Below are 23,966 nucleotides of genomic sequence, written 5' to 3'. Positions count from 1 at the left end.
CTTGGAAACGACAAGGCCCGGGATTGTACCGGGCCTGGAGCAAAACATCAGCCTCGCGACTACACCTCGCTGAGGCTCTCGCGCAGCTCATAAGCCTGGCGCACCGGGGCGAACGAGCGGCGGTGGATCGGCGTAGGACCGAGTCGCGCCAGGGCTTCCAGATGAACGGGCGTCGGGTAGCCTTTATGGCCGCCCATGCCGTAGCCCGGGTAAACCAGATCGAAAGCCGCCATTTCGCGGTCGCGGCTGACCTTGGCCAGAATCGACGCCGCCGCAATCGCCGGCACCTTGCTGTCGCCCTGGACCACGGCCTCGGCGCGCATCGCCAGTTTGGGGCAACGGTTACCGTCAATCATCGCCAGCCTGGGCGTGATATGCAGCCCTTCAACCGCGCGCTGCATGGCAAGCATGGTGGCGTGCAGGATGTTCAACTCGTCGATTTCCTCGACTTCCGCCCGGGCGATATGCCAGCTCAAAGCCTTTTCACAGATCTCGTCATAGAGTTTTTCACGACGGGCTTCAGTGAGTTTTTTCGAGTCATTCAGGCCCAGGATCGGACGGTTCGGGTCGAGGATCACTGCCGCCGTTACGACCGCACCGCACAACGGGCCGCGTCCGACTTCGTCGACACCCGCCACCAGTTCGTGGGCTTGTGCAACCAGGCTGAAATCCAGGCCCATCTGCGTGCTCATAAGGCTTCCTGTTTATGGCCGATCAGCTCCAGCACGGCATCCGCCGCCTGGTTCGACGCATCACGGCGCAAGGTGCGGTGAATATCGTCGAAACCACGGGTCTGCTCGGCGCCGTCGTCAATCAAGGGTAGTAGAGTTTGCGCCAGCGCTTCGGGCGTAGCATCGTCCTGCAACAACTCCGGCACCAGCAACCGTTGGGCCAGCAGATTGGGCAATGAAATATACGGGCTCTTGACCATCCGCTTGAGAATCCAGAAAGTCAGCGGCGCCAGGCGATAGGCCACTACCATCGGACGCTTGTACAGCAGGGCTTCCAGGGTCGCGGTACCCGACGCGATCAATACGGCGTCGCAAGCGGCCAGGGCCAGATGGGACTGACCGTCGAGCAGGGTCAGCGGCAGGTTGCGCCCTTGCAGCAGTGTTTCAATTTGCGCGCGGCGCTGCGGGCTGGCGCACGGCAGCACAAAACGAACGCCTGGCTTGAGTGCCTGCAGACGTTCGGCGGCATCAAAAAACAGGCTGCCCAGTCGTCCGACCTCGCCCCCTCGGCTACCCGGCATCAGTGCGACCAGCGGGCCGGCAACCAGCCCCAGTTCGGTACGCGCCGCGTCACGGTCAGCCTGCAAAGGAATGGTATCGGCCAGGGTATGGCCGACGAACCGCACCGGCACGCCCTTCTCTTCGTAGAATCTGGCCTCGAACGGCAGCAAGGTCAGCATCAAGTCGCAGCCTTCGCGAATCTTGAGCACACGCTTTTGCCGCCACGCCCATACGGACGGGCTGACATAGTGCACGGTCTTGATCCCGGCCTGGCGCAGCTTGAGTTCGATGTTGAGGGTGAAGTCCGGGGCATCGATACCGATAAAGACGTCGGGCCTTTCGTCGATCAGCGTCTGGATCAGCAGCTTGCGCCGCGCGAGCAATTCACGCAGGCGCCCCAGCACTTCGACCAACCCCATGACCGACAGGCGCTCCATCGGAAAGTAGGAGGTAAGGCCTTCAGCCTGCATCAAGGGGCCGCCGACGCCGATAAACTCGATGGCCGGGTGCCGGGCTTTCAGCGCCCGCATCAGGCCGGCGCCGAGAATATCGCCGGAAGCTTCCCCGGCGACCAAGGCGATACGCAACTTGGCCATGATCAGCGGGTAATGCCGCGAGTCGACGCCTGGATCGAGTCACGAAACACCGCGACTTCCGGGAACGACGCTGCCGGCTCGGTCAGTTCGATCAGGGCCTGCTCAACCGTCAGCCCTTGACGGTATACCGTCTTGTAGGCACGGCGCAGGGCCTGGATTGCGTCGTCGCTGAAACCGCGACGGCGCATGCCTTCAAAATTCATGCTGCGCGCTTCGGCAGGGTTGCCGAACACCGTGACGAATGCAGGGACATCCTTGCCGATGGCGGTGCCCATGCCGGAAAAGCTGTGGGCGCCGATATGGCAGTATTGATGCACCAGAGTGAAACCGGACAGGATTGCCCAGTCATCCACATGCACATGCCCGGCCAACGCGGTGTTATTGACCAGGATGCAGTGGTTGCCAATCACGCTGTCGTGGCCGATATGCGCATAGGCCATTACCAGGTTGTGATCACCCAGCGTGGTCTCGGCGCGGTCCTGCACAGTGCCACGGTGAATGGTCACGCCTTCACGGATGATGTTGTGGTCACCGATGACCAGCCGTGTTTCTTCACCCTTGTACTTCATGTCCGGGGTGTCTTCGCCTACCGAGGAAAACTGGTAGATACGATTGTGTTTGCCAATGCGGGTCGGACCCTTGAGGATCACGTGTGGCCCGATGACAGTCCCCTCGCCGATTTCCACACCTGCGCCGACGATCGACCAGGGGCCGACCTCAACGTCGGCGGCCAGTACGGCCGACGGATCGATGATTGCGCGAGGGTCAATCAAACTCATAGTTTGCGTTCCGCACAGATGATCTCGGCAGAGCACACCGGCTTGCCATCCACCGAAGCCTGGCATTCGAACTTCCAGATCTGGCGCTTGCAGCTGATGAACTTGGCTTCCAGGATCAACTGGTCACCCGGAGTGACCGGATTGCGGAAACGCAACTTGTCGGAACCCACGAAATAGTAAAGCGTGCCGTCGGCAGGCTTGAGGTCAAGCATTTTGAAACCAAGGATACCGGCAGCCTGGGCCATTGCTTCGATGATCAACACGCCCGGCATGATGGGATGCGCAGGAAAGTGACCATTGAAAAACGGTTCGTTGATGCTGACATTCTTGTAGGCACGAATGCGCTTTTCCTCAACATTGAGGTCCACTACACGATCCACCAGCAGGAACGGATAACGGTGAGGCAGGTATTCGCGAATCTCGTTGATGTCCATCATTTCGGGGGGAAGCCTGTAATAAAGATTGGGGGCGGGCGGACTAAAAGCACGCCCCGCTAGCAAATCAAGGAGGCAGTCTATCGGCTGTGCACACTTGATATGGAAATGGTATCAGCCTTCTGATGAAGCATCACCGCCAGGGGTCACGTCCCCAACACGCTTTTCCAGCTGTTTGAGACGTCGAGCCATGTCGTCGATCTGCCGCAAGCGTGCTGCACTCTTGCGCCATTCAGCCGAGGGCTGCATGGCGGTACCGGAAGAATAGGAACCCGGCTCGGTAATCGAGTGGGTGACCATGGTCATGCCGGTGATGAAGACGTTGTCGCAAATATCGATATGCCCCACCAGCCCGACGCCACCGGCGAGCATGCAATGCTTGCCGATTTTGGTACTGCCGGAAATGCCCACGCATGCCGCCATGGCGGTGTGGTCGCCAATCTGCACGTTGTGAGCGATATGGATCTGGTTGTCGAGCTTCACGCCGTTGCCTATGACCGTATCGGCCAAGGCTCCACGATCAACGGCAGTATTCACGCCGATTTCCACGTCATCGCCGATCAATACGCCGCCGACGTGGGCAACCTTGTGCCAAATACCTTTGGAATTGGCAAAACCAAAACCTTCACCACCGATCACAGCGCCCGACTGCAGAACCACCCGCTCACCGATACGCACGTCGTGGTAAAGGGTCACGCGAGGAGCAAGCCAGCCATCGACACCGATTTCACAACGCGCGCCGATAAAGCAATGAGCGCCGACCGTTACACCCGCGCCAATACGTGCGCCGTTCTCGATCACCGCAAAGGCACCAATGCTGGCCGAGGGATCAACCTGGGCATCATCGGCGATCACCGCAGACGGATGAATACCAGCGCTGGCCTTGGATTTTGGAGCGAACAGGTGCGACGCCCGGGCAAAAGCCAGGTAAGGGTCAGCCACCACCAGCGCGTCCCCAGTAAACCCTTCGGCATCGACGGCCGTAAGCAACACGGCGCCGGCTTGGCAGTCGACCAGATACTTACGGTATTGGGGCTTCGCCAGGAAGCTCAACTGAGCTGGGCCAGCCTCCTGCAAGGTGGCTAGCCCAGTGATTTCCTTCTCCTTGGAGCCACGCAAGGTGGCCCCCAGGAACTCGGCCAACTCGCCGAGCTTGATAGTCGCAGTCATGGTTTACTTCAGCTGGTTCATGCGCTCGATCACCTGGCGGGTGATGTCGTATTGAGGCTTGACGTCAATCACGGCGCCACGTTCGAACACCAGGTCAAAGGCACCCTTCTTGATGACTTCTTCCACAGCGCTGTCGAGCTTGGGCTTGAGCTGCTTGAGCATTTCACGGTCGGCAACCGCCTTGGCTTCGTTCAGCTCCTTGGACTGGAACTGGTAGTCACGGGCCTTTTGCTTGAACTCAAGCTCCAGACGCTCACGCTCGCCTTGCTGCATCTTGTCGCCACCGGCAACCAAACGGTCCTGGATGCCCTTGGCGCTGCTTTCCAGGGTTTTGAGCTTGGTCAGTTGCGGACCGAATTTCTTCTCGGCATCCACGGCGTAACGCTTGGCCGCGTCAGATTCCAGAAGGGCCATCTGATAGTTCAGCACGGCAATTTTCATTTCGGCGAAGGCCGGGGTGGTTACCAGCACAGTGGCCAGCAGGACCAATTGAGTCAACTTACGCACGATGTACTCCTACAGAATCCGTTGTCGTTATCTTAGGTCAGACGCTTAGAACGTCTGGCCAAGGGAGAATTGGAAAATCTGGGTTTCAGCGTTATCCGGTTTCTTGATCGGCATGGCCAGAGCAAAGCTCAATGGGCCCAGCGCGGTCACCCAGGTCACACCCACACCCACGGAGCTCGCCAGATTGCTGAGACTCACGTCGTTACACTGGGTGTTGGACCGCGAACCGTTCGGGTTGGTGATCTGCTCACATTTGGAGTCGAACACGTTACCCACATCCCAGAAGACCGAAGTACGCAGGGAACGTTGATCTTTCACGAATGGCAGCGGGAACAGAATTTCTGCACCGCCCTGGATCAGAACGTTACCGCCAAATGGCAGCGGCTTGTTGTCGGAGTCCACTCGCGTGCCCTGGTTACCCGTAAAGTCCTGGCCACGGCTCGGCGTACCACGCGGACCCAGGGTGCTGTCCTTGAAGCCACGTACCGAGTTGAAACCACCCGCGTAATAGTTTTCATAGAACGGCAAGCCATCGGTCGAACCATAACCGTCGCCATAGCCCAGCTCGGTGTGCAGGCGCATGGTGTAGTTGTCGCTCAACGGCTGGAACAACTGGCCGCGATAATCGAGTTTGAAGAACGACAGGTCGCTGCCCGGCGTGGTGACTTCCGCGGTCAGGCTCTGGGAATGGCCACGGGTTGCCAGTACGCCCTTGTTCAGGGTCGACTCGGACCAGCCGGCAGACGCCTTGAAGTTCAGGAACTTGTCGCCTTCACGGCGGGTGAAGTCGAAGATCTCGTCCACGGTGTACACACCGGTCTTGATCTCATCCTGCTGCGCGGTCAGGCCGAAGGTGAGACGCGAGGTCTCGCTGATCGGGTAACCCACGTTCACACCGGCGCCGAGGCTGTCGATCGCGTAGCTTGCAACGTCAACGTCGAGGTCTTTGTAGTCGGTGGTGCGATAGAAGGCGTTGTAGCCCAGGCTCACACCGTCTGCAGTCCAGTAGGGGTCGGTATAGCCGAAGTTGTATCGGCTCTGGTATTCGCTTCGGGTCAGGCCGATGGAGACACGGTTACCGGTACCGAGGAAGTTGTTTTGGGTGATGGAACCGCCCAGGATCAAACCGGCGCTCTGTGCGAAACCGACGCTGGCGGTAATCGAGCCCGAGGCTTGTTCTTCAACGGCGTAGTTCACGTCGACCTGGTCATCCACACCCGGTACGGCCGGGGTTTCAACGTTGACTTCCTTGAAGAAGCCCAGGCGCTCGAGTCGGGTCTTGGACTGGTCGATCAGGTAAGTCGACGCCCAGCCACCTTCCATCTGACGCATTTCACGACGCAGAACTTCGTCCGAGGACTTGGTATTGCCACGGAAGTTGATGCGGTTGACATAGGCACGCTTGCCCGGATCGACGACGAACGTGATGTCCACGGTGTGGTCTTCATCGTTCGGGGTCGGCACGCCGTTGACGTTGGCGAAGGTGTAGCCTTCGTTACCCAGGCGACGGGTGATCAGCTCGGACGTGGTGGTCATCAGCTTGCGCGAGAACACCTGGTCCTTCTGGACCAGCAACAGGGACTTGACCTGGTCTTCAGGTACTTTCAGGTCACCGCTGAGCTTGACGTCACGAACCTTGTACTTCTCGCCTTCGTTGACGTTGACAGTGATGTAGACGTGCTTCTTGTCCGGGGTGATGGACACCTGGGTCGAAGCGATGTCCATATTGATGTAGCCACGGTCCAGGTAGTAGGAGCGCAGGCGTTCCAGGTCGCCGGACAATTTCTCACGGGCGTACTTGTCATCATTCTTGAAGAATGACAACCAGTTGGTGGTCTTCAGTTCGAACAGGCCGATCAGATCTTCATCAGCGAACTTGGTGTTGCCCACCACGTTGATGTGCTGGATGGCCGCCACGGTGCCTTCGTTGATGTTGACCTTCAGGCCTACCCGGTTACGCGGCTGCGGAATCACTTCCGTGTCCACGCTCGCCGAGTAGCGGCCCTGGGCAACGTACTGGCGTTGCAGTTCGTTACGCACACCCTCAAGGGTGGCGCGCTGGAAGATCTCGCCCTCGGCCAGGCCCGACTGCTTCAACCCTTTCATCAGGTCTTCAGTGGAGATGGCCTTGTTGCCCTCGATCGTGATACTCGCAACCGAAGGCCGCTCGACGACGGTGATGACCAGGACATTGCCTTCGCGACCCAGTTGGATATCTTGAAAGAACCCGGTTTTGAACAGCGCACGAGTGGATTCCACCAGGCGACGATCATCAGCCTGTTCCCCGACGTTCAACGGCAAGGCACCAAAGACGCTACCCGCGGAAACCCGCTGGAGGCCGTTGACGCGAATATCGGAGATGGTGAAGGACTCGGCGTGAACTTCGGCGATCATCAATACGGTGAGAACCGCAGTTAGCAGCAGACGTTTCATGAAGTCCTTTCTTATTCCAACTGGCAATAAACAAACTGCCGCAAAATGCGGCAGATTCGCAATTCAGCGAAGCGTTACAGTCGTCCCAGATCGTTGACCAGAGCTAACAACATCACTCCGACCACCAAACTGATACCGATCTGTATCCCCCAACCCTGCACCCGATCCGACAAGGGGCGACCACGCACCCACTCGACCAGATAAAACAGCAGATGCCCCCCATCCAATACAGGAATGGGCAGCAAATTCAGAACTCCAAGGCTGATACTCAGATAAGCCAGGAAATTCAGGAAATCCGCGACACCCGACTGGGCAGAAGCGCCCGCCACTTTAGCAATGGTTATCGGTCCACTCAAGTTTTTTACCGAGAGCTCGCCGAACAACATTTTCTTGAGGGATTCGAGGGTCAGCACGCTCATGGTCCAAGTGCGCCTGGCACCCTCGCCAATCGCGGCCAACGGCCCGAAGCTGACCTCTCTCACCATCGATGGCGGCCAATCGACACCTTTGACCCCGGCACCCAGGTAACCCCCGGCGGCCTTGGCCTCCCCACGAACCGACAAGGTCACAGGGACGTCGATTTGAGCACCTTCACGCTCAACTTTCAGCACAATTTTGGTATCAGGACGTACACGCACCAGGTCGACCACTTGCTGCCAGTCACCCAGTGCCTGGCCATCAAGGGCCAACAGCCGATCGCCGGTTTTAAGGCCTGCGGCCTGGGCCGGACCTTTCGGGTCCAGTTCGGCCAGTACCGGCGGCAGCGCCGGACGCCAGGGACGAATGCCCAGGGATTTGATCGGATCCGGCTCGTCAGCACCTTGCAGCCAACGGTCCAACGCCAGCTCACGCGGGCTTTCGGCGCTGGAGTCCTGCTCGCGCACCACCACATTGACGGTACCGCTTTCACCCAGTCGACGCACCAGCTGCAAATTGACCGCGCCCCAACCGGTGGTGGGCTCGCCATCAATGGAAACAATTTCCTGCCCTGCCACCAGCCCGGCCTTGGCCGCAATACTGCCTGACTCGACCGCGCCGATGACCGGGCGCACCTGCTGGCTGCCCATCATGGCGAGCACCCAGAAAAACACCATCGCCAACAGGAAGTTGGCAATCGGCCCGGCGGCCACGATGGCGATACGCTGACGAACGGTCTTGCGGTTGAAGGATTGGTCCAACTGATCCGCAGGCACTTCGCCTTCTCGCTCGTCGAGCATCTTCACGTAGCCACCCAACGGGATGGCTGCGATCACGAACTCGGTGCCTCGACGATCATGCCAGCGAACCAGCGGCATGCCGAAACCGACGGAAAAGCGCAGTACCTTGACGCCGCAACGACGCGCCACCCAGAAGTGGCCGAATTCGTGGAAGGTAACCAGCACACCCAGAGCAACCAGGGTGCCGACAATCATGTAGAGCGCACTCATCTAATTTCTCCGCATTTCAATCCGATGCCTGAAGGCGCTCACCCGCCCACAGCCTGACGCGCGTTGCGGTCCAGCCATTGCTCGGCCAGGGCCCGGGCCTTGGTATCCGCCTCGAACACGGCTCCCAGATCATTCACAGCCACTACCGGCTCAAGATTCAGGACGTCCTCGATGATACTCGCGATCTGCGGAAAGCGGATGCGCCGTTCGAGAAACGCCGCCACGGCGACTTCATTGGCTGCATTAAGCATGGCTGGCGCGCTGTTACCCGCCTCGGCCGCCTGCCGGGCCAGACGCAGGCATGGAAAGCGCTGCTCGTCCGGTGCTTGAAAATCCAGGCGCGCAATCGCAAACAGGTCCAACGGCGCCACACCGGAGTCAATCCGTTCCGGCCACGCCAGGGCATTGGCGATCGGCGTGCGCATATCGGGGTTACCCAATTGCGCCAGCACCGAGCCGTCCACGTAATCGACCAGGGAATGAATCACACTTTGTGGGTGAATCACCACTTCCACCTGGTCAGGCCGCGCATCGAACAACCAGCACGCCTCGATCAGCTCCAGCCCCTTGTTCATCATGCTTGCCGAATCCACGGAGATTTTGCGCCCCATGGACCAATTGGGATGCGCACACGCCTGGTCCGGCGATACATGCTCCAGTTCATCCAGCGGCGTTTGCCGGAAGGGGCCACCGGAAGCCGTGAGCAAAATCCGGCGCACACCCACCTGGCTCAAGCCACGGGCAAAATCGACGGGCATGCACTGGAAGATCGCGTTGTGCTCGCTGTCGAGGGGCAACAGGACCGCACCGCTCTTGCGCACGGCCTGCATGAAGAGCGCACCGGACATGACCAAGGCTTCTTTATTGGCCAGCAGGATCTTTTTGCCCGCATCGACTGCGGCAAGCGTGGGACGCAAACCCGCTGCCCCGACGATCGCCGCCACCACCGTATCCACCTCGGCATCCGCCGACACCTGGCACAGCCCCTCCTCACCCACCAACACCTGGGTGGCGAGACCGGCAGCGCGCAGATCATCCTGCAGGCCACGCGCGGCAACTGCCTGCGGCACCACCGCAAAACGCGGCGAGTGGCGCACGCACAGCGCCAGCAGCTCGCTCATACGCGTGAAGCCAGTCAGAGCAAACACTTGATAACGATCAGGATGACGGGCGATCACATCCAGGCTGCTCAGCCCGACCGAGCCCGTTGCGCCCAGCACCGTGACCTGTTGCAGGCGGCTCACGAAGCGATCATCCACAGCAACACGGCAAAGATCGGCAATGCAGCGGTGAGACTATCGATACGGTCCAGCACACCACCGTGACCCGGCAGCAGGTTACTGCTGTCCTTGATCCCGGCCTGACGCTTGAACATGCTTTCGGTGAGGTCGCCCACCACCGAAATGAATACGACCACGGCGGTCCCCAGCAAGGCCAGGAAGATCTGCTTCACCGACCAGTCACGCAGCACACCGACCACCAACGCAATCAGCAGCGTAAACGCCAGACCGCCGTATACGCCTTCCCAGCTCTTGCCCGGGCTGACGGCCGGCGCCAGCTTACGCTTGCCAAAAGCACGGCCGGAAAAGTAGGCGCCGATGTCAGCCCCCCAGACCAGCACCATGACGGCCAGGATCAATTCGTTGCCGTTGGGGAAACGCTTGATTTCCACCAGCCCTTGCCAGGCCGGCAGCAGGATCAGCAAACCAATTACCAGCTTGCACGCCACACTGGACCACTGGCCGCTGGTCCGTGGATAGGTGAGCACCAGGAACGTCGCCGTGGCCCACCACAGTACCGCTGCCCCCAGCACCCAGGGCGCGATATCGGGCAGGATGTACATCAGGAACAGCAACAGCGCGACGATGGCGGCGTAGGCCATACGTTGCAATTGGTCGCTGAACCCCGCCAGACGCGCCCACTCCCATGCTCCGAGCATGACGACCAGGCCGATGAACAGCGCAAAACCGGAACCTTCAAGCAGGAAAAAACCGCACAAGGCAATCGGCAGCAGGATCAGTGCCGTGATGATTCGTTGTTTAAGCATTTAAACCCGGGCTCCAGCTTCGATCTGCTCGCTCGTTTTACCGAAGCGACGCTGACGGGAAGCGAAATCGGCCAGCGCATTGCGCATGGCATCGTGTTTGAAGTCCGGCCAGAACAGGTCGGAGAAGTACAGCTCGGTATAGGCCAGCTGCCACAGCAGGAAATTGCTGATGCGGTGCTCACCACCGGTACGAATGCACAAGTCCGGCAACGGCAGGTCGCCGGTTACCAGGCAGGTCTGCAACAGTTCGGGCGTAATGTCGTCGGGCCGCAGATGACCGGCCTGCACTTCGCGGGCCAGTCGCTGCGCAGCCTGGGCAATGTCCCACTGGCCGCCGTAATTGGCTGCGATCTGCAGCACAAAACGGTTGCTGCCGGCAGTGATGGCCTCGGCTTCACGCATGGCCGCCTGCAACTCCGGGTGGAAGCGGGAGCGGTCACCAATGATACGCAGGCTGATGTTGTTGTCATTGAGGCGCTTGGCCTCGCGACGCAGCGCCTTGAAGAACAGGTCCATCAAGGCGCTGACCTCTTCGGCGGGCCGTTGCCAGTTCTCACTGGAAAAGGCAAACAGCGTCAGCACTTCAACCTTGGCTTCGGCACACACTTCGATGACAGCGCGCACCGCATCGACACCCGCTTTATGCCCGGCAACACCCGGCATAAAGCGTTTTTTCGCCCAGCGATTATTCCCATCCATGATGATCGCGACATGGCGCGGCACCACAGAGGGCACAGTCTGCTTGGTCTTTTCCATGAAGGCGTCCTGACCCCTTATACGGCCATCAGGTCCTTTTCTTTTTCCTCGGTGGCCTTGGTGATCTGGGCCTCCGCATCCTTGGTCAGCTTATCGATATCGGCGACGGCGCGACGCTCTTCGTCTTCGCTGATTTCCTTGTCCTTGACCAGCTTCTTGAGATCACCCAAGGCATCGCGACGGATATTGCGCACGGCCACGCGCGCATCTTCAGCCGCGCTGCGCGCCTGCTTGGTGAAGCCCTTGCGGGTTTCTTCGGTCAGGGCAGGCATGGAAATCAGCAGCAACTCGCCCAGGTTGGTCGGGTTGAGGTTCAGGCCGGCGCTCTGGATGGCTTTGTCGACAGCACCGAGCATGTTGCGCTCGAAGGCCACGACTTGCAGGGTGCGCGAGTCTTTTACGGTGATGTTGGCCACCTGGGTGATGGACGTGTCCGTGCCGTAGTACGGCACCATCACGCTGCCCAGGATGCTCGGGTGCGCCTTGCCGGTACGAATCTGGCCGAACGCATGGTTCAGAGACTCCAGGGATTTGTGCATACGCTCTTGAGCGTCTTTCTTGATTTCGTTGATCATTGTTGGCCTTCCTCGATCAGAGTCCCTTCCGCGCCGCCGTGTACGATATTCAGCAGGGCGCCGGGCTTGTTCATGTTAAATACGCGCAGCGGCATCTTGTGGTCGCGGCACAGGCAGATAGCCGTCAGGTCCATCACACCCAGCTTGCGATCCAGCACTTCATCGTAGGTCAGATGATCGAACTTCTCGGCATGCGGGTCTTTGAATGGATCTGCAGTGTATACGCCATCGACCTTGGTCGCCTTCAGCACCACGTCGGCGTCGATTTCGATAGCGCGCAGGCACGCGGCCGAATCGGTGGTAAAGAACGGGTTGCCGGTGCCTGCGGCAAAAATCACCACTTCCTTGGCGTTCAGGTGGCGCATGGCTTTGCGGCGATCGTAGTGATCGGTCACGCCGACCATGGAAATCGCCGACATCACGATGGCCGAGATGTTGGCGCGCTCCAGGGCGTCGCGCATGGCCAGGGCGTTCATCACAGTGGCCAGCATGCCCATGTGGTCGCCGGTGACCCGATCCATGCCGGCAGCACTCAGCGCCGCACCGCGGAACAGGTTGCCACCGCCGATCACCAGGCCCACCTGAACACCGATACCGACCAATTGGCCGACTTCGAGCGCCATGCGGTCAAGCACCTTGGGGTCGATCCCGAACTCTTCCGAGCCCATCAGGGCCTCGCCGCTGAGCTTGAGTAGAATGCGTTTATAGCGAGCCTGATAACCACTGCCCTGCTGAGCCATTGCGAATCTCTCCTGCGGCGTATGTTCTAAAAAATTCTTGGCGAGCCGTTTACGGCTTGCGTTCACTCTAGCTGGACGCTATCACAGCGCCATCGGAACACGGCTTTGTAAGCCAGTTCCGAGGGGAAGCCAAATAAAATTAGCGTTCCCATTTGAAAAGAGGCTGCGCGCGTGAGCGGGCAGCCTCTTTCGGGCGACAGTTGAAAACTGTCTTATTGCTTGGCGGCAGCCAGCTGGGCAGCAACTTCTTCAGCGAAGTTGTCGACCGGCTTCTCGATGCCGTCGCCTACTTTGAAGTAGGTGAAGGAAACGATTTCAGCACCGGCTTTCTTGGCCAGTTCGCCCACCTTGATTTCAGGGTTCTTGACGAACGCCTGCTCAACCAGGCTTGCTTCAGCCAGGAACTTGCTGATACGGCCCTTGACCATATTTTCAACAATGTTTTCCGGCTTGCCTTTGATTTTTTCTTCGTTCAGCTGCAGGAACACAGCTTTTTCACGCTCGATCGCTTCGGCAGACACTTCCGAAGGCAGCAGGAACTCAGGGTTGCTCGCGGCAACGTGCATGGCGATGTCTTTAGCCAGCTCAACGTCGCCGCCTTTCAGAACAACCGCTACACCGATTTTGTTGCCGTGCAGGTAACCACCAACAACATCACCTTCCACACGGGTCAGGCGACGGATGTTGACGTTTTCGCCAACCTTGCCGACCAGTACCAGGCGTGCAGCTTCCTGAGCTTCGATCAGAGGAGCGACGTCAGTCAGCTTGTCGGCGAACGCTTTATCAACGCTGGCAGCAACAAATGCCTTGAAGTCGTCCTGCAGAGCCAGGAAGTCGGTCTGCGAGTTCACTTCCAGCAGAACGGCGGATTTGCCGTCTTCTTTCAGAGCGATAGCGCCTTCAGCAGCTACGTTGCCTGCTTTCTTGGCAGCCTTGATCGCGCCGGAAGCACGCATGTCATCAATGGCTTTTTCAATGTCGCCGTCAGCCTTTTCCAGGGCTTTCTTGCAATCCATCATGCCTTCGCCGGTACGCTCACGCAGTTCTTTAACCAACGCTGCAGTAATTGCTGCCATTTTCAAATTCCTCTTGGATAGGTTTTCAACCATTCCACCCGATCGAACGGGGGATCAATTCTTCCCGAACCACCGTTGTAGGCCGCTGCACGTTACAGTTGCCATGTTGCGCTGCCACAAGTGGGCGCCGACAAACGGTTTTCGAGGTGGCAAAAAGGGGGCCAAGCCCCCTTTTTGCTTACTGAGTCAACGCCAGGGCGTCAGTTACTCAGCGGCAGCTACCGGAGCTTCTTCAACGAACTGCTCGGTACCACCAGCAACGTGGTTGCGACCACGGATTACAGCGTCAGCCATCGAACCCATGTACAGCTGGATAGCGCGGATTGCGTCATCGTTGCCTGGGATGATGTAGTCAACGCCTTCCGGGCTGCTGTTGGTATCGACTACGCCGATAACCGGGATGCCCAGCTTGTTGGCTTCGGTGATCGCGATGCGCTCGTGATCAACGTCGATAACGAACAGTGCGTCAGGCAGACCGCCCATGTCCTTGATACCACCCAGGGAACGATCGAGCTTTTCCAGGTCGCGAGTGCGCATCAGCGCCTCTTTCTTGGTCAGCTTGGCGAAAGTACCGTCTTCGGCTTGCACTTCAAGGTCACGCAGACGCTTGATGGAAGCACGGATGGTTTTGAAGTTGGTCAGCATGCCGCCCAACCAGCGGTGATCGACGTACGGCGAACCGCAACGTGCTGCTTCTTCAGCAACGATCTTGCCAGCGGAACGCTTGGTGCCGACGAACAGAATCTTGTTTTTGCCCTGAGCCAGGCGCTCTACGAAGGTCAGCGCTTCGTTGAACATTGGCAGGGTTTTTTCAAGGTTGATAATGTGGATCTTGTTACGTGCGCCGAAAATGTACTTACCCATTTTCGGGTTCCAGTAACGGGTCTGGTGACCGAAGTGCACACCGGCCTTCAGCATATCGCGCATGTTGACTTGGGACATGATAGTTCCTTAATAAGTCGGGTTTGGCCTCCACGTATCCCAATGACCAACCAGCGGCTTCAAGGCCTCCGGCACCCAGGTCATCGTGTCGACACGTGTGTGGATTTAAGCTCTGCGGGGTATCCCCGGAAAGCGGCGCATTTTATACCACAGCATCGACAAAAACGGAACACGCATTCACGTTTGCCGCGCGACGCGCTCACGTAACCCCTTGAATAGAGCCGACCTACCCCTACCTTATAGAGAGAAGCGATCATCAGAGGCTCATGATTTGACGCCATCGTCTGCTAGAATCGCGTTTTTTGTGGCTTGTGCGAATTCCGCAACCTTTTGTCGCACGCCCGTCAACCGAATTGATTTCAGCGTATTGCGCTAGAGAGAGCCTGTATGACCGTGAGTTTGAAAACCGCCGAAGACATCGCCGGCATGCGCATTGCCGGAAAACTGGCTGCCGACGTGCTGGAAATGATCGCCGAGCACGTCAAGCCCGGCGTCACCACCGAGACACTGAACCAGATCTGCCACGACTATATAGTCAACGTGCAAGGCGCCATCCCTGCGCCGCTGAACTACAAGGGCTTCCCCAAGTCGATCTGCACCTCGGTCAACCACGTGGTCTGCCACGGGATTCCGGGTGACAAGCCGCTGAAGGATGGCGACACCCTGAACATCGACGTCACCGTGATCAAGGACCGTTACTTCGGCGACACCAGCCGCATGTTCCATGTCGGCACCGTGGCGCCGTGGGCCGAGCGCCTGTCCCAGGTGACCCAGGAATGCATGTACAAGGCCATCGAGATCGTCAAGCCTGGCTGCCGCCTGGGCGATATCGGCGAAGTGATCCAGAAGCACGCCGAAAAGAACGGTTTCTCGGTGGTACGCGAATTCTGCGGCCACGGCATCGGCACTGTGTTCCACGAAGAACCGCAGATCCTGCACTACGGCCGCGCCGGCACAGGCATGGAACTCAAGGCGGGCATGACCTTCACCATCGAGCCGATGATCAACCAGGGCAAGGCCGATACCAAGGTGCTGGGCGACGGCTGGACCGCCATCACCAAGGACCGCAAGCTCTCGGCGCAGTGGGAACACACCCTGCTGGTCACCGAGACCGGCTACGAGATCTTTACCCTGCGCGCCGACGACACGATTCCACGCGTATCGGCGTAAAGGCCGGGCAGGTTTTCCCAACGGTGTAATGACTGACTGACAGATAGAAAGGAAAGCCGATCGATGCCCCAGGTGGATCCAGAACTCTTCGACCGTGGCCAGTTCCAGGCCGAACTGGCGTTGAAGGCAAGCCCCATCGCTGCGTTCAAGAAGGCGATCCGCCAGGCGCGCGACGTGCTCGATGCGCGCTTTCGCAGTGGCCGCGACATTCGCCGGCTGATCGAGGACCGTGCCTGGTTCGTCGATAATATCCTGCAAAAAGCCTGGGAACAGTTCGACTGGAGCACCGAGGCGGATATCGCCCTGGTGGCGGTCGGCGGCTACGGGCGCGGCGAGCTGCACCCCTACTCCGACATCGACCTGCTGATCCTGCTGGACAGCGCCGACCATGAGTTGTTTCGCGATTCCATCGAGCGTTTTCTGACCCTGTTGTGGGACATCGGCCTGGAAGTCGGCCAGAGCGTGCGCTCGGTCGAAGAGTGCGCCGAAGAGGCCCGCGCCGACTTGACGGTTGTCACCAACCTGATGGAAAGCCGCACCATCTGTGGCCCCGAGCGCCTGCGCCAGCGCATGCTCGAAGTCACCAGCACCGCGCACATGTGGCCAAGCAAGGAGTTTTTCCTGGCCAAGCGCGCCGAGCAAAAGGCACGGCACCACAAATATAACGATACCGAATACAACCTGGAACCCAACGTCAAGGGTTCGCCGGGCGGGCTGCGCGATATCCAGACGATTTTGTGGGTGGCCCGTCGTCAGTACGGCACCCTGAACCTGCGCGCCCTGGCCGGCGAGGGTTTTCTGGTGGAGAGCGAAAACACCCTGCTGGCCTCGTCCCAGGAGTTCCTGTGGAAGGTGCGCTACGCCCTGCACATGCTTGCCGGGCGCTCCGAGGACCGCCTGCTGTTCGACCATCAGCGCTCCATCGCCACCCTGCTGGGTTTTGAAGGCGAAGATGCGAAGACCAGCATCGAAAGCTTCATGCAGCAGTATTACCGGGTGGTGATGAGCATCGCCCAGCTCAGCGACCTGATCATCCAGCACTTCGAAGAAGTGATCCTGGCGCCCGAAGACGAAGCGCCGCCGCAGCCGATCAACGCACGCTTCCAGCTGCATGATGGCTATATCGAGGCGCGCAACGACAACGTGTTCCGCCGCACGCCGTTCGCCATGCTGGAAATCTTCGTGTTGATGGCCCAGCAGCCGGAAATCAAAGGCGTGCGCGCCGACACCATCCGCCTGCTGCGGGAAAACCGTCATCTGATCGACGACGCGTTTCGTCACGACATCCGCAACACCAGCCTGTTTATCGAACTGTTCAAGTGCAAGATCGGCATCCACCGCAACCTGCGGCGGATGAACCGCTACGGCATCCTCGGGCGCTACCTGCCGGAGTTCGGCTTTATCGTCGGGCAGATGCAGCATGACCTGTTCCACATCTACACCGTGGACGCGCACACCCTGAACCTGATCAAGCATTTGCGTAAGTTGCAGTACACCCAAGTGTCAGAGAAATTCCCGCTGGCCAGCAAGCTCATGGCCAAGCTGCCCAAGCCGGAACTGATTTACCTGGCCGGCCTCTACCACGACATCGGCAAGGGTCGACATGGCGATCACTCGGAGATCGGCGCGGTCGATGCCGAAGCGTTCTGCCAGCGCCACCAGTTGCCGGTGTGGGACAGCCGCCTGATCGTCTGGCTGGTGCAGAACCACCTGGTCATGTCGACCACGGCCCAGCGCAAGGACTTGTCCGACCCGCAAGTCATCCACGACTTCGCGCAGATCGTGGGCGATGAGACCCACCTCGACTACCTCTACGTGCTGACCGTTTCCGACATCAACGCCACCAACCCCACGCTCTGGAATTCCTGGCGCGCCAGCCTGTTGCGCCAGCTCTATACCGAGACCAAGCGCGCCCTGCGCCGCGGCCTGGAAAACCCGGTGGACCGCGAAGAGCAGATCCGCCGCACCCAAAGCGCGGCGCTGGATATCCTGGTGCGCGGCGGCAACGACCCGGATGACGTCGAACAACTATGGTCGCAACTGGGTGACGATTACTTCCTGCGCCACACCGCCGGCGACGTCGCCTGGCACACCGACGCCATCCTTCAGCAGCCGGCCGACGGTGGCCCACTGGTACTGATCAAGGAAACCACCCAGCGCGAATTCGAAGGCGGCACGCAGATCTTCATCTACGCGCCGGACCAGCACGACTTCTTCGCCGTGACCGTGGCGGCCATGGACCAGCTCAACCTGAACATTCACGACGCCCGGGTGATCACCTCCAGCAGCCAGTTCACCCTCGACACCTATATTGTGCTCGACACCGATGGCGACTCGATTGGCGATAACCCGCTGCGCGTGAAGAAGATCCGCGAAGGCCTGACCGAAGCCCTGCGCAACCCGGATGATTATCCAACCATCATCCAGCGCCGCGTACCGCGCCAGCTCAAGCACTTTGCCTTTGCACCCCAGGTGACTATTTCCAACGACGCCCAGCGCCCGGTCACTTTGCTGGAGCTCAGCGCGCCGGATCGCCCGGGCCTGCTGGCACGGATTGGCGGGATTTTCCTGGAGTTCGACCTGTCGCTGCAAAACGCCAAGATCGCGACCCTCGGCGAGCGCGTGGAAGACGTGTTCTTCATCACCGACGCCGATAACCAGCCGCTGTCCGACCCTGAGCTGTGCCGCCGCTTGCAGGAAGCGATCGTGGAGCAATTGAGCGTGACCCAGGAACCCGGCGTCGAGCTGACACGCTTGACCCTATGAACATCGGCTCTGTGGGAGGGGGCTTGCTCCCGATAGCAGTGGATCAGATAACAATCAGCTGACTGACACACCGCAATCGGGAGCAAGCCCCCTCCCACATTTAATTTTCGCCGGCAACTGAATTTGACGAGACTTTCGATGAACAACGCCCTGAACCAGCTGCAGCCCTACCCGTTCGAGAAACTGCGCGCACTGCTCGGCAGCGTCAAACCAAACCCGGACAAACGCCCGATTGCGCTGTCCATCGGCGAGCCCAAGCACAAATCCCCGACGTTTGTCGCCGAGGCGCTGAGCAACAACCTCGATCAGATGGCCGTGTACCCGACCACACTGGGTATCCCCGCACTGCGCGAAGCGATTGGGGCCTGGTGCGAGCGCCGCTTCAACGTCCCGCACGGCTGGCTGGACCCGGCGCGCAACATCCTGCCGGTCAACGGTACGCGAGAGGCGTTGTTTGCGTTCACCCAGACCGTGGTCAATCGCGGTGACGACGCGCTGGTGGTGAGCCCGAACCCGTTCTACCAGATCTACGAAGGCGCCGCGTTCCTCGCCGGGGCCAAGCCGCATTACCTGGCGTGCGTGGACACCAATGGTTTCAACCCGGACTTCGATGCCGTGTCACCGGACATCTGGAAACGTTGCCAGATCCTGTTCCTGTGCTCTCCAGGCAACCCGACCGGTGCGCTGATTCCGGTGGACACCCTGAAAAAGCTGATCGCCCTGGCCGACGAGCACGACTTCGTGATTGCCGCCGACGAATGCTACAGCGAGCTGTACTTCGACGAACAAACCCCGCCGCCGGGCCTGCTCAGCGCCTGCGTCGAACTGGGTCGCCAGGACTTCAAGCGTTGCGTGGTGTTCCACAGCCTGTCCAAGCGTTCCAACCTGCCGGGCCTGCGCTCCGGGTTTGTGGCTGGCGACGCGGATATCCTCAAGGCCTTCCTGCTGTACCGCACCTACCACGGCTGCGCGATGCCGGTGCAAACCCAACTGGCCAGCATCGCCGCCTGGCAGGACGAGGCCCACGTACTGGCCAACCGTGACCTGTACCGCGAAAAATTCGACGCCGTGCTGGCGATCCTCAAGCCGGTGCTGGATGTGCGAAGCCCGGACGGCGGCTTTTATTTGTGGCCGAATGTGAAAGGCGACGATGCAGCGTTTTGCCGTGATTTGTTCGTGGAAGAACACGTCACGGTGGTACCGGGTTCTTATCTGTCTCGCGAAGTGAACGGTTTCAACCCCGGTGCCGGCCGTGTGCGCCTGGCCCTGGTTGCGCCATTGGCCGAATGCGTCGAAGCGGCTGAGCGGATTAGGGACTTCATTCAACGTCGATCCTGAACCCAGCCCGCGTTTGTCTCAGATAAACGCGGGCTTACATATTCAGACTGTACGTTAGGAACGTTCTTGCGACGTGGATGAATAAGCCAATACATTCGTCCACGCTCATCGCAGGAAAGATCGCATGATAAACCCCACCTCCCCGCCCGCTTTCCTACACAACCCAACCACCCCATCCATCGAAGATGACGCGGGCAGCACAGCCCGCCTTTCCAGAAACCGACGAAATATTGGTGAGCCCGCCAAATACTGGCCCCAAAACAGCACGATAAAAATCGCCATGTACGACTACGATATGGACGATGAATATGTATTGGCCGTCAAAAAAGCCGCCAGCGAATGGCTGCCCCATATCAATCTGAAGTTCGAGTTCGTAGCTGGAGAAGAGGGCAATGTTCGTATCACACAAAATGTGAACAACAACTCCGAAGGCAGCTCAGCCATAGGCACGGACGCACTCGACAGATCTCCAGCGCACCCCACCATGGCGCTCCCACGGGACCATAGGCATCCCAGATTCGCTTACATAGTGAGGCACGAGTTCGGCCATATGCTTGGCGCTCATCATGCTCATCAACACCCCGACGCCAACATTCCATGGGATATGGAGAAGGTCAATCGTATGGTCGGACTCAGCCAGCAAGAGGTAGAACGCAACTTGCTTCCCTTGCCTCGGTCCAGCAAATACGACTTCACGACCTACGATGGCGACTCGGTCATGCACTATGAAATCAATCCCGCCCTCACCCATGGAGGCTGGGGCCAATCCGAAAGCTGGACGCTGAGCGACGAAGACATAGCCTGGGCCAAAAAGGCCTACCCAAAAACGACGCCTGCTATTTCTTGAGCCCAAGGTTCGCCTCACTCATCCATCAGCCGCGTCTTGATCTAAGCGCATGGGTCGCCGCTCCCACAACGTGGGGCGGTCATGGCTGATGTATCTTGCAACCCATAAATGGGAACAAAGCTTCTTAAATGTTCCACCCACGCTCATCTGGTACACACACTCAGGTGAACGACATGCCCCTCACGATTCCAGCCAACCCTGCCCCTGCGCACGTCATGAGCGCACCTCTGAGTAGAAGTAAACGCGGCGTCGCCATGCCGGACAAACTATGGCCTCAACATTCGGTGCTGACCATCTCGCGACTGAACATGACGCAGGAACAAAAGGATCTGGTAAAGCACAACATCAACAAATGGGCCCCGCACACCAATCTCTACTTCAAGTTCATTGACAGTCCCGACGGCGATATACGCATCACGGTAGACAATGACACCGGCCCTGGATGGTCAAAAGTGGGTACCGACGCCAAGAAGGTTCCATTGTCCAGGCCCACCATGGGCATCAGCTTCACACGGTCTGACGCTAGTATTGCCGCCACAATCCAGCATGAATTCGGCCATGCCCTGGGCCTCAAACATGAGCATCAGCACCCTGACCGGACATTGGACTTAAACAGGGAGAACATCTACGACGAATACGAAAAACGGGGGCGATTCAGCTATGAGGCCGATAACGATATCGTCAGGACTTTTTCACGTCACCAGGTACAGGCCTCTGCAAACTATGATGACAAATCCATCATGCACTATGGCTTTTCTGCTTCAAGACTCAACAGTGGCCCCCCCATCCCGCGTAACTTCAAATTGTCTGAAGACGATAAAACGTTCATCCAGTCGCTTTATCCAGAAGATAAAACCTTCGTGGGCAAACTGCTCAATTCAAGCATCCTGGCAATGATCAGCCCCACCACTACTTGACACTTCCCAAGTTCGCTTCGCTCATGTCCAGGTCCGCCAATACTTCGCGCAGTACATCGTCGCCAATCTGGTGCTGGCGACTCAAACGGTAGAGCTCCAGGCGCTGCGCGCGTAGTGCCTTGAGCCTCAGCCTGCGCTCCAACTGATCCATTTGCAGCGCCAATGCCTGAGCCTCGGCCGAGTCATTGAATACGTCCAACTGATGACGATACTCCGCCATCAGTCGAGCCTTGAGCTCGGTGGCCAATGCCGCTTGAGCGGCGTCCGGCGTTTCGGCTTCGGCGGGTTCTTCGACCTCCAGCGCATGGATCGCCGCCACGGCGGTCTTTTTCCAGGCCTCGCGCACTTCGTTATGGCGCCTCTCATCCGGACCTTTCTCGACACCCCGCAGCAGCAATGGCAGGGCGATACAGGCCGCGACCAGGGACAACAGGATGACCCCGGCAGCGATAAAGATCAGCAGGTCACGCTCGGGGAAATTCTGGCCCGGTGCCAGCAGCAAGGGCACCGACATCACACCCGCCAACGTCACCGCACCGCGGACACCGCCAACGGTCAACAACCAGCAGGAACGGGCGGTCGGTACCAGGGTCAGCGCACTTTTGCCGCGCAGCCTGCGCAGCAGACCCGACAGCCGCCAGATGCTCTGCACCCAGATAAAGCGCAATACCACCAGCACCAAGAAGATCGCCATCACTTCCAGGCAGCGATACATCAAGGTGGGCCACAGCGTGGTTTCATGGCTGACTACCGCCTTGATGATGTCCGGCAGTTGCAGGCCGAGCAGCAAAAAGATCAAGCCGTTGAAGGCAAACTCCAGCAGCGACCACACGCTGCGGTTGAGCAGGCGCGTGCTGGTCTGGCGCGGCAACAGGTCGAGCCAGCTTTGCATCATGCCCGCCGCCACCGCCGAGAGAATGCCCGACGCGCCCAGGCGCTCGGCCAGTACGTAGGCAGCAAAGGGCAGCAACAACATGAACACCACATGGGTTGCCGGGTCATCCCAGCCCCGCGCAATCATCCAGGCGCGCAGGCGGCCAACCAGCCAGCTCAACGCCACCCCGATCGCCAGCCCGCCGACAGCCACCAACACAAAAGTCAGGCTGGCATCGGCCAGCGAAAACACACCGGTCAACGCCGCCGCCAGGGCAAATTTGAAGGTCACCAGGCCCGATGCGTCATTCATCAACGCTTCGCCCTGAAGCATATGCATCAACGGCTTGGGCAAACGATTCTGCGAAATGGCTGACACCGCCACCGCGTCCGTAGGCGACAGCACCGCTGCCAGGGCGAAGGCCACGGGCAAGGGAATCGAGGGCAGCAACCAATGGATGAAGTAGCCGGCACCGACCACGGTGAACAGCACCAACCCCACCGCCAATGTGAGGATCGGCCCGCGCAAGCGCCACAATTCACGCTTGGGCATGCGCCAGCCATCGGAAAACAGCAACGGCGGCAGGAACAGGAACAGAAACAGCTCCGGGTCCAGCGCCACGTGCAGGCCCAGCGTAGGCCAGGCCAGCAGGGCTCCGGCGGCAATCTGCAGCAACGGTAACGGCAGTGGGATAATGCGTCCGACCAGGCGCGAAACGCTGACCAGCATCAGCAGGATAAGAACGGTGTAGGCGGTTTGCATAACGCGGGGTTCCCGGACAATCGACTTGCAATGACACACATCAGGCAACAACTGGCCGTCGAAGTGCCTTATTACTCCGCTATGTTACCCGCCTATACCGCGCACTGGCGTTTACACAAACGTCGCATCCTGCTGACGAGCGGAGCCGAAACGCGCCGGGCGTGGCATAATCCGCGATCTTCCATTTTTCATTCGTCCAGAGGAGGGCAATTCCTTGACTGCTTCAAGCAAAACCTTGCACCTTTTCGGCATCAAAGCCTGCGACACCATGAAAAAGGCGCGCACCTGGCTCGATGAGCATGCGGTGACCTATGAGTTCCATGACTACAAAACGGCCGGTATCGACCGCGAACACTTGACCCAATGGTGCAACGAGCACGGTTGGCAGGTGATTTTGAACCGTGCAGGCACCACCTTTCGCAAACTCGAAGACGAACGCAAAGCCGATCTCGATCAGTCGAAAGCCATTGAGTTGATGCTCGCACAACCCTCGATGATCAAGCGCCCGGTGCTCGATCTCGGTGACAGAACCCTGATTGGCTTCAAGCCAGATAGTTATTCGGCGGCCCTCAAGTAGG

The 23,966-nt window shown here is 59.1% G+C and carries 22 protein-coding genes; 6 read left to right on the top strand and 16 right to left on the bottom strand.

Going from position 1 to position 23,966, the window contains the following annotated elements:
* Positions 1–59 precede the first annotated feature (59 nt).
* The 15 genes from rnhB to rpsB all read right to left on the bottom strand — a co-directional run bounded on the left by rnhB (position 60) and on the right by rpsB (position 14,714).
* Positions 60–692 carry a ribonuclease HII gene (rnhB, locus tag BFP96_RS13640; RefSeq protein ID WP_065896980.1) on the bottom strand — a complete coding sequence of 211 codons (633 nt, stop codon included), beginning with the start codon at positions 690–692 and terminating at the stop codon, positions 60–62.
* Positions 689–1,828, bottom strand: a complete 1,140-nt coding sequence (gene lpxB, locus BFP96_RS13635; RefSeq protein WP_065936411.1) for a lipid-A-disaccharide synthase — start codon at positions 1,826–1,828, stop codon at positions 689–691. Before lpxB ends, rnhB begins: the two co-directional genes overlap by 4 nt.
* Positions 1,829–1,830: 2 nt before the next feature.
* Positions 1,831–2,607, bottom strand: a complete 777-nt coding sequence (gene lpxA / locus BFP96_RS13630; RefSeq protein WP_065886094.1) for an acyl-ACP--UDP-N-acetylglucosamine O-acyltransferase — start codon at positions 2,605–2,607, stop codon at positions 1,831–1,833.
* Positions 2,604–3,044: a 3-hydroxyacyl-ACP dehydratase FabZ gene (fabZ, locus tag BFP96_RS13625; protein WP_003172281.1), complete on the bottom strand. Its 441-nt coding sequence runs from the start codon at positions 3,042–3,044 to the stop codon at positions 2,604–2,606. The genes lpxA and fabZ overlap by 4 nt, the downstream gene beginning before the upstream one ends.
* Positions 3,045–3,155: 111 nt before the next feature.
* Positions 3,156–4,211 carry a UDP-3-O-(3-hydroxymyristoyl)glucosamine N-acyltransferase gene (gene lpxD / locus BFP96_RS13620; RefSeq protein ID WP_065893372.1) on the bottom strand — a complete coding sequence of 352 codons (1,056 nt, stop codon included), beginning with the start codon at positions 4,209–4,211 and terminating at the stop codon, positions 3,156–3,158.
* Positions 4,212–4,214: 3 nt separating this feature from the next.
* Entirely contained in the window at positions 4,215–4,718 is a 504-nt protein-coding gene (locus BFP96_RS13615) for an OmpH family outer membrane protein (protein ID WP_003189173.1), read from the bottom strand.
* Between the two features lie 45 nt (positions 4,719–4,763).
* A complete protein-coding gene (bamA, locus tag BFP96_RS13610) occupies positions 4,764–7,151 on the bottom strand; it encodes an outer membrane protein assembly factor BamA (protein ID WP_065893371.1) in 2,388 nt (795 codons plus the stop codon).
* Between the two features lie 74 nt (positions 7,152–7,225).
* Positions 7,226–8,578: a sigma E protease regulator RseP gene (gene rseP, locus BFP96_RS13605; protein ID WP_065896973.1), complete on the bottom strand. Its 1,353-nt coding sequence runs from the start codon at positions 8,576–8,578 to the stop codon at positions 7,226–7,228.
* Positions 8,579–8,616: 38 nt separating this feature from the next.
* Entirely contained in the window at positions 8,617–9,822 is a 1,206-nt protein-coding gene (gene ispC / locus BFP96_RS13600) for a 1-deoxy-D-xylulose-5-phosphate reductoisomerase (RefSeq protein ID WP_065893369.1), read from the bottom strand.
* A complete protein-coding gene (locus tag BFP96_RS13595) occupies positions 9,819–10,625 on the bottom strand; it encodes a phosphatidate cytidylyltransferase (RefSeq protein WP_065936410.1) in 807 nt (268 codons plus the stop codon). The genes ispC and BFP96_RS13595 overlap by 4 nt, the downstream gene beginning before the upstream one ends.
* Complete coding sequence (gene uppS, locus BFP96_RS13590) at positions 10,626–11,381, bottom strand: polyprenyl diphosphate synthase (protein WP_017137143.1); 756 nt, start codon at positions 11,379–11,381, stop codon at positions 10,626–10,628.
* Positions 11,382–11,398: 17 nt separating this feature from the next.
* On the bottom strand, positions 11,399–11,956 hold the full coding sequence (gene frr, locus BFP96_RS13585; RefSeq protein ID WP_065886088.1) for a ribosome recycling factor: 558 nt from the start codon (positions 11,954–11,956) through the stop codon (positions 11,399–11,401).
* Positions 11,953–12,696, bottom strand: coding sequence for a UMP kinase (pyrH, locus tag BFP96_RS13580; RefSeq protein WP_003172271.1), 744 nt, complete (start codon positions 12,694–12,696; stop codon positions 11,953–11,955). Before pyrH ends, frr begins: the two co-directional genes overlap by 4 nt.
* A 212-nt stretch (positions 12,697–12,908) precedes the next feature.
* Positions 12,909–13,772 carry a translation elongation factor Ts gene (gene tsf / locus BFP96_RS13575; RefSeq protein ID WP_065886087.1) on the bottom strand — a complete coding sequence of 288 codons (864 nt, stop codon included), beginning with the start codon at positions 13,770–13,772 and terminating at the stop codon, positions 12,909–12,911.
* Between the two features lie 204 nt (positions 13,773–13,976).
* Positions 13,977–14,714 (bottom strand): 30S ribosomal protein S2, encoded by a 738-nt coding sequence (rpsB, locus tag BFP96_RS13570; protein WP_003219330.1) that lies wholly within the window; start codon positions 14,712–14,714, stop codon positions 13,977–13,979.
* A gap of 387 nt (positions 14,715–15,101) precedes the next feature.
* On the opposite strand from rpsB, the gene map reads away from it, so the two are divergent.
* The 5 genes from map to BFP96_RS13545 all read left to right on the top strand — a co-directional run bounded on the left by map (position 15,102) and on the right by BFP96_RS13545 (position 21,752).
* Positions 15,102–15,884: a type I methionyl aminopeptidase gene (gene map / locus BFP96_RS13565; protein WP_065893367.1), complete on the top strand. Its 783-nt coding sequence runs from the start codon at positions 15,102–15,104 to the stop codon at positions 15,882–15,884.
* Between the two features lie 63 nt (positions 15,885–15,947).
* Entirely contained in the window at positions 15,948–18,650 is a 2,703-nt protein-coding gene (locus BFP96_RS13560) for a [protein-PII] uridylyltransferase (RefSeq protein WP_065893366.1), read from the top strand.
* Positions 18,651–18,788: 138 nt separating this feature from the next.
* Positions 18,789–19,988 carry a succinyldiaminopimelate transaminase gene (dapC, locus tag BFP96_RS13555; RefSeq protein WP_065936409.1) on the top strand — a complete coding sequence of 400 codons (1,200 nt, stop codon included), beginning with the start codon at positions 18,789–18,791 and terminating at the stop codon, positions 19,986–19,988.
* Between the two features lie 124 nt (positions 19,989–20,112).
* Complete coding sequence (locus tag BFP96_RS13550; protein WP_065936408.1) at positions 20,113–20,835, top strand: M12 family metallopeptidase; 723 nt, start codon at positions 20,113–20,115, stop codon at positions 20,833–20,835.
* 173 nt (positions 20,836–21,008) lie between these two features.
* Positions 21,009–21,752: a M12 family metallopeptidase gene (locus tag BFP96_RS13545; RefSeq protein WP_170876008.1), complete on the top strand. Its 744-nt coding sequence runs from the start codon at positions 21,009–21,011 to the stop codon at positions 21,750–21,752.
* On the opposite strand, the gene BFP96_RS13540 is transcribed toward BFP96_RS13545, so the two are convergent.
* Positions 21,745–23,388 (bottom strand): Na+/H+ antiporter, encoded by a 1,644-nt coding sequence (locus BFP96_RS13540; protein WP_065893351.1) that lies wholly within the window; start codon positions 23,386–23,388, stop codon positions 21,745–21,747. The two genes, BFP96_RS13545 and BFP96_RS13540, sit on opposite strands and share 8 nt — an antisense overlap.
* Positions 23,389–23,656: 268 nt before the next feature.
* Here BFP96_RS13540 and BFP96_RS13535 point away from each other — a divergent pair, with 268 nt between their 5' ends.
* A complete protein-coding gene (locus BFP96_RS13535) occupies positions 23,657–23,965 on the top strand; it encodes an arsenate reductase (RefSeq protein ID WP_240998947.1) in 309 nt (102 codons plus the stop codon).
* Position 23,966 lies beyond the last annotated feature (1 nt).

It is taken from the genome of Pseudomonas sp. 34 E 7 (assembly GCF_900005715.1).
GTDB lineage: Bacteria > Pseudomonadota > Gammaproteobacteria > Pseudomonadales > Pseudomonadaceae > Aquipseudomonas > Aquipseudomonas orientalis_A.
The sequence above is the reverse complement of the archived record's forward strand: the minus strand, read 5'-3'. Positions and strand labels throughout refer to the sequence as shown.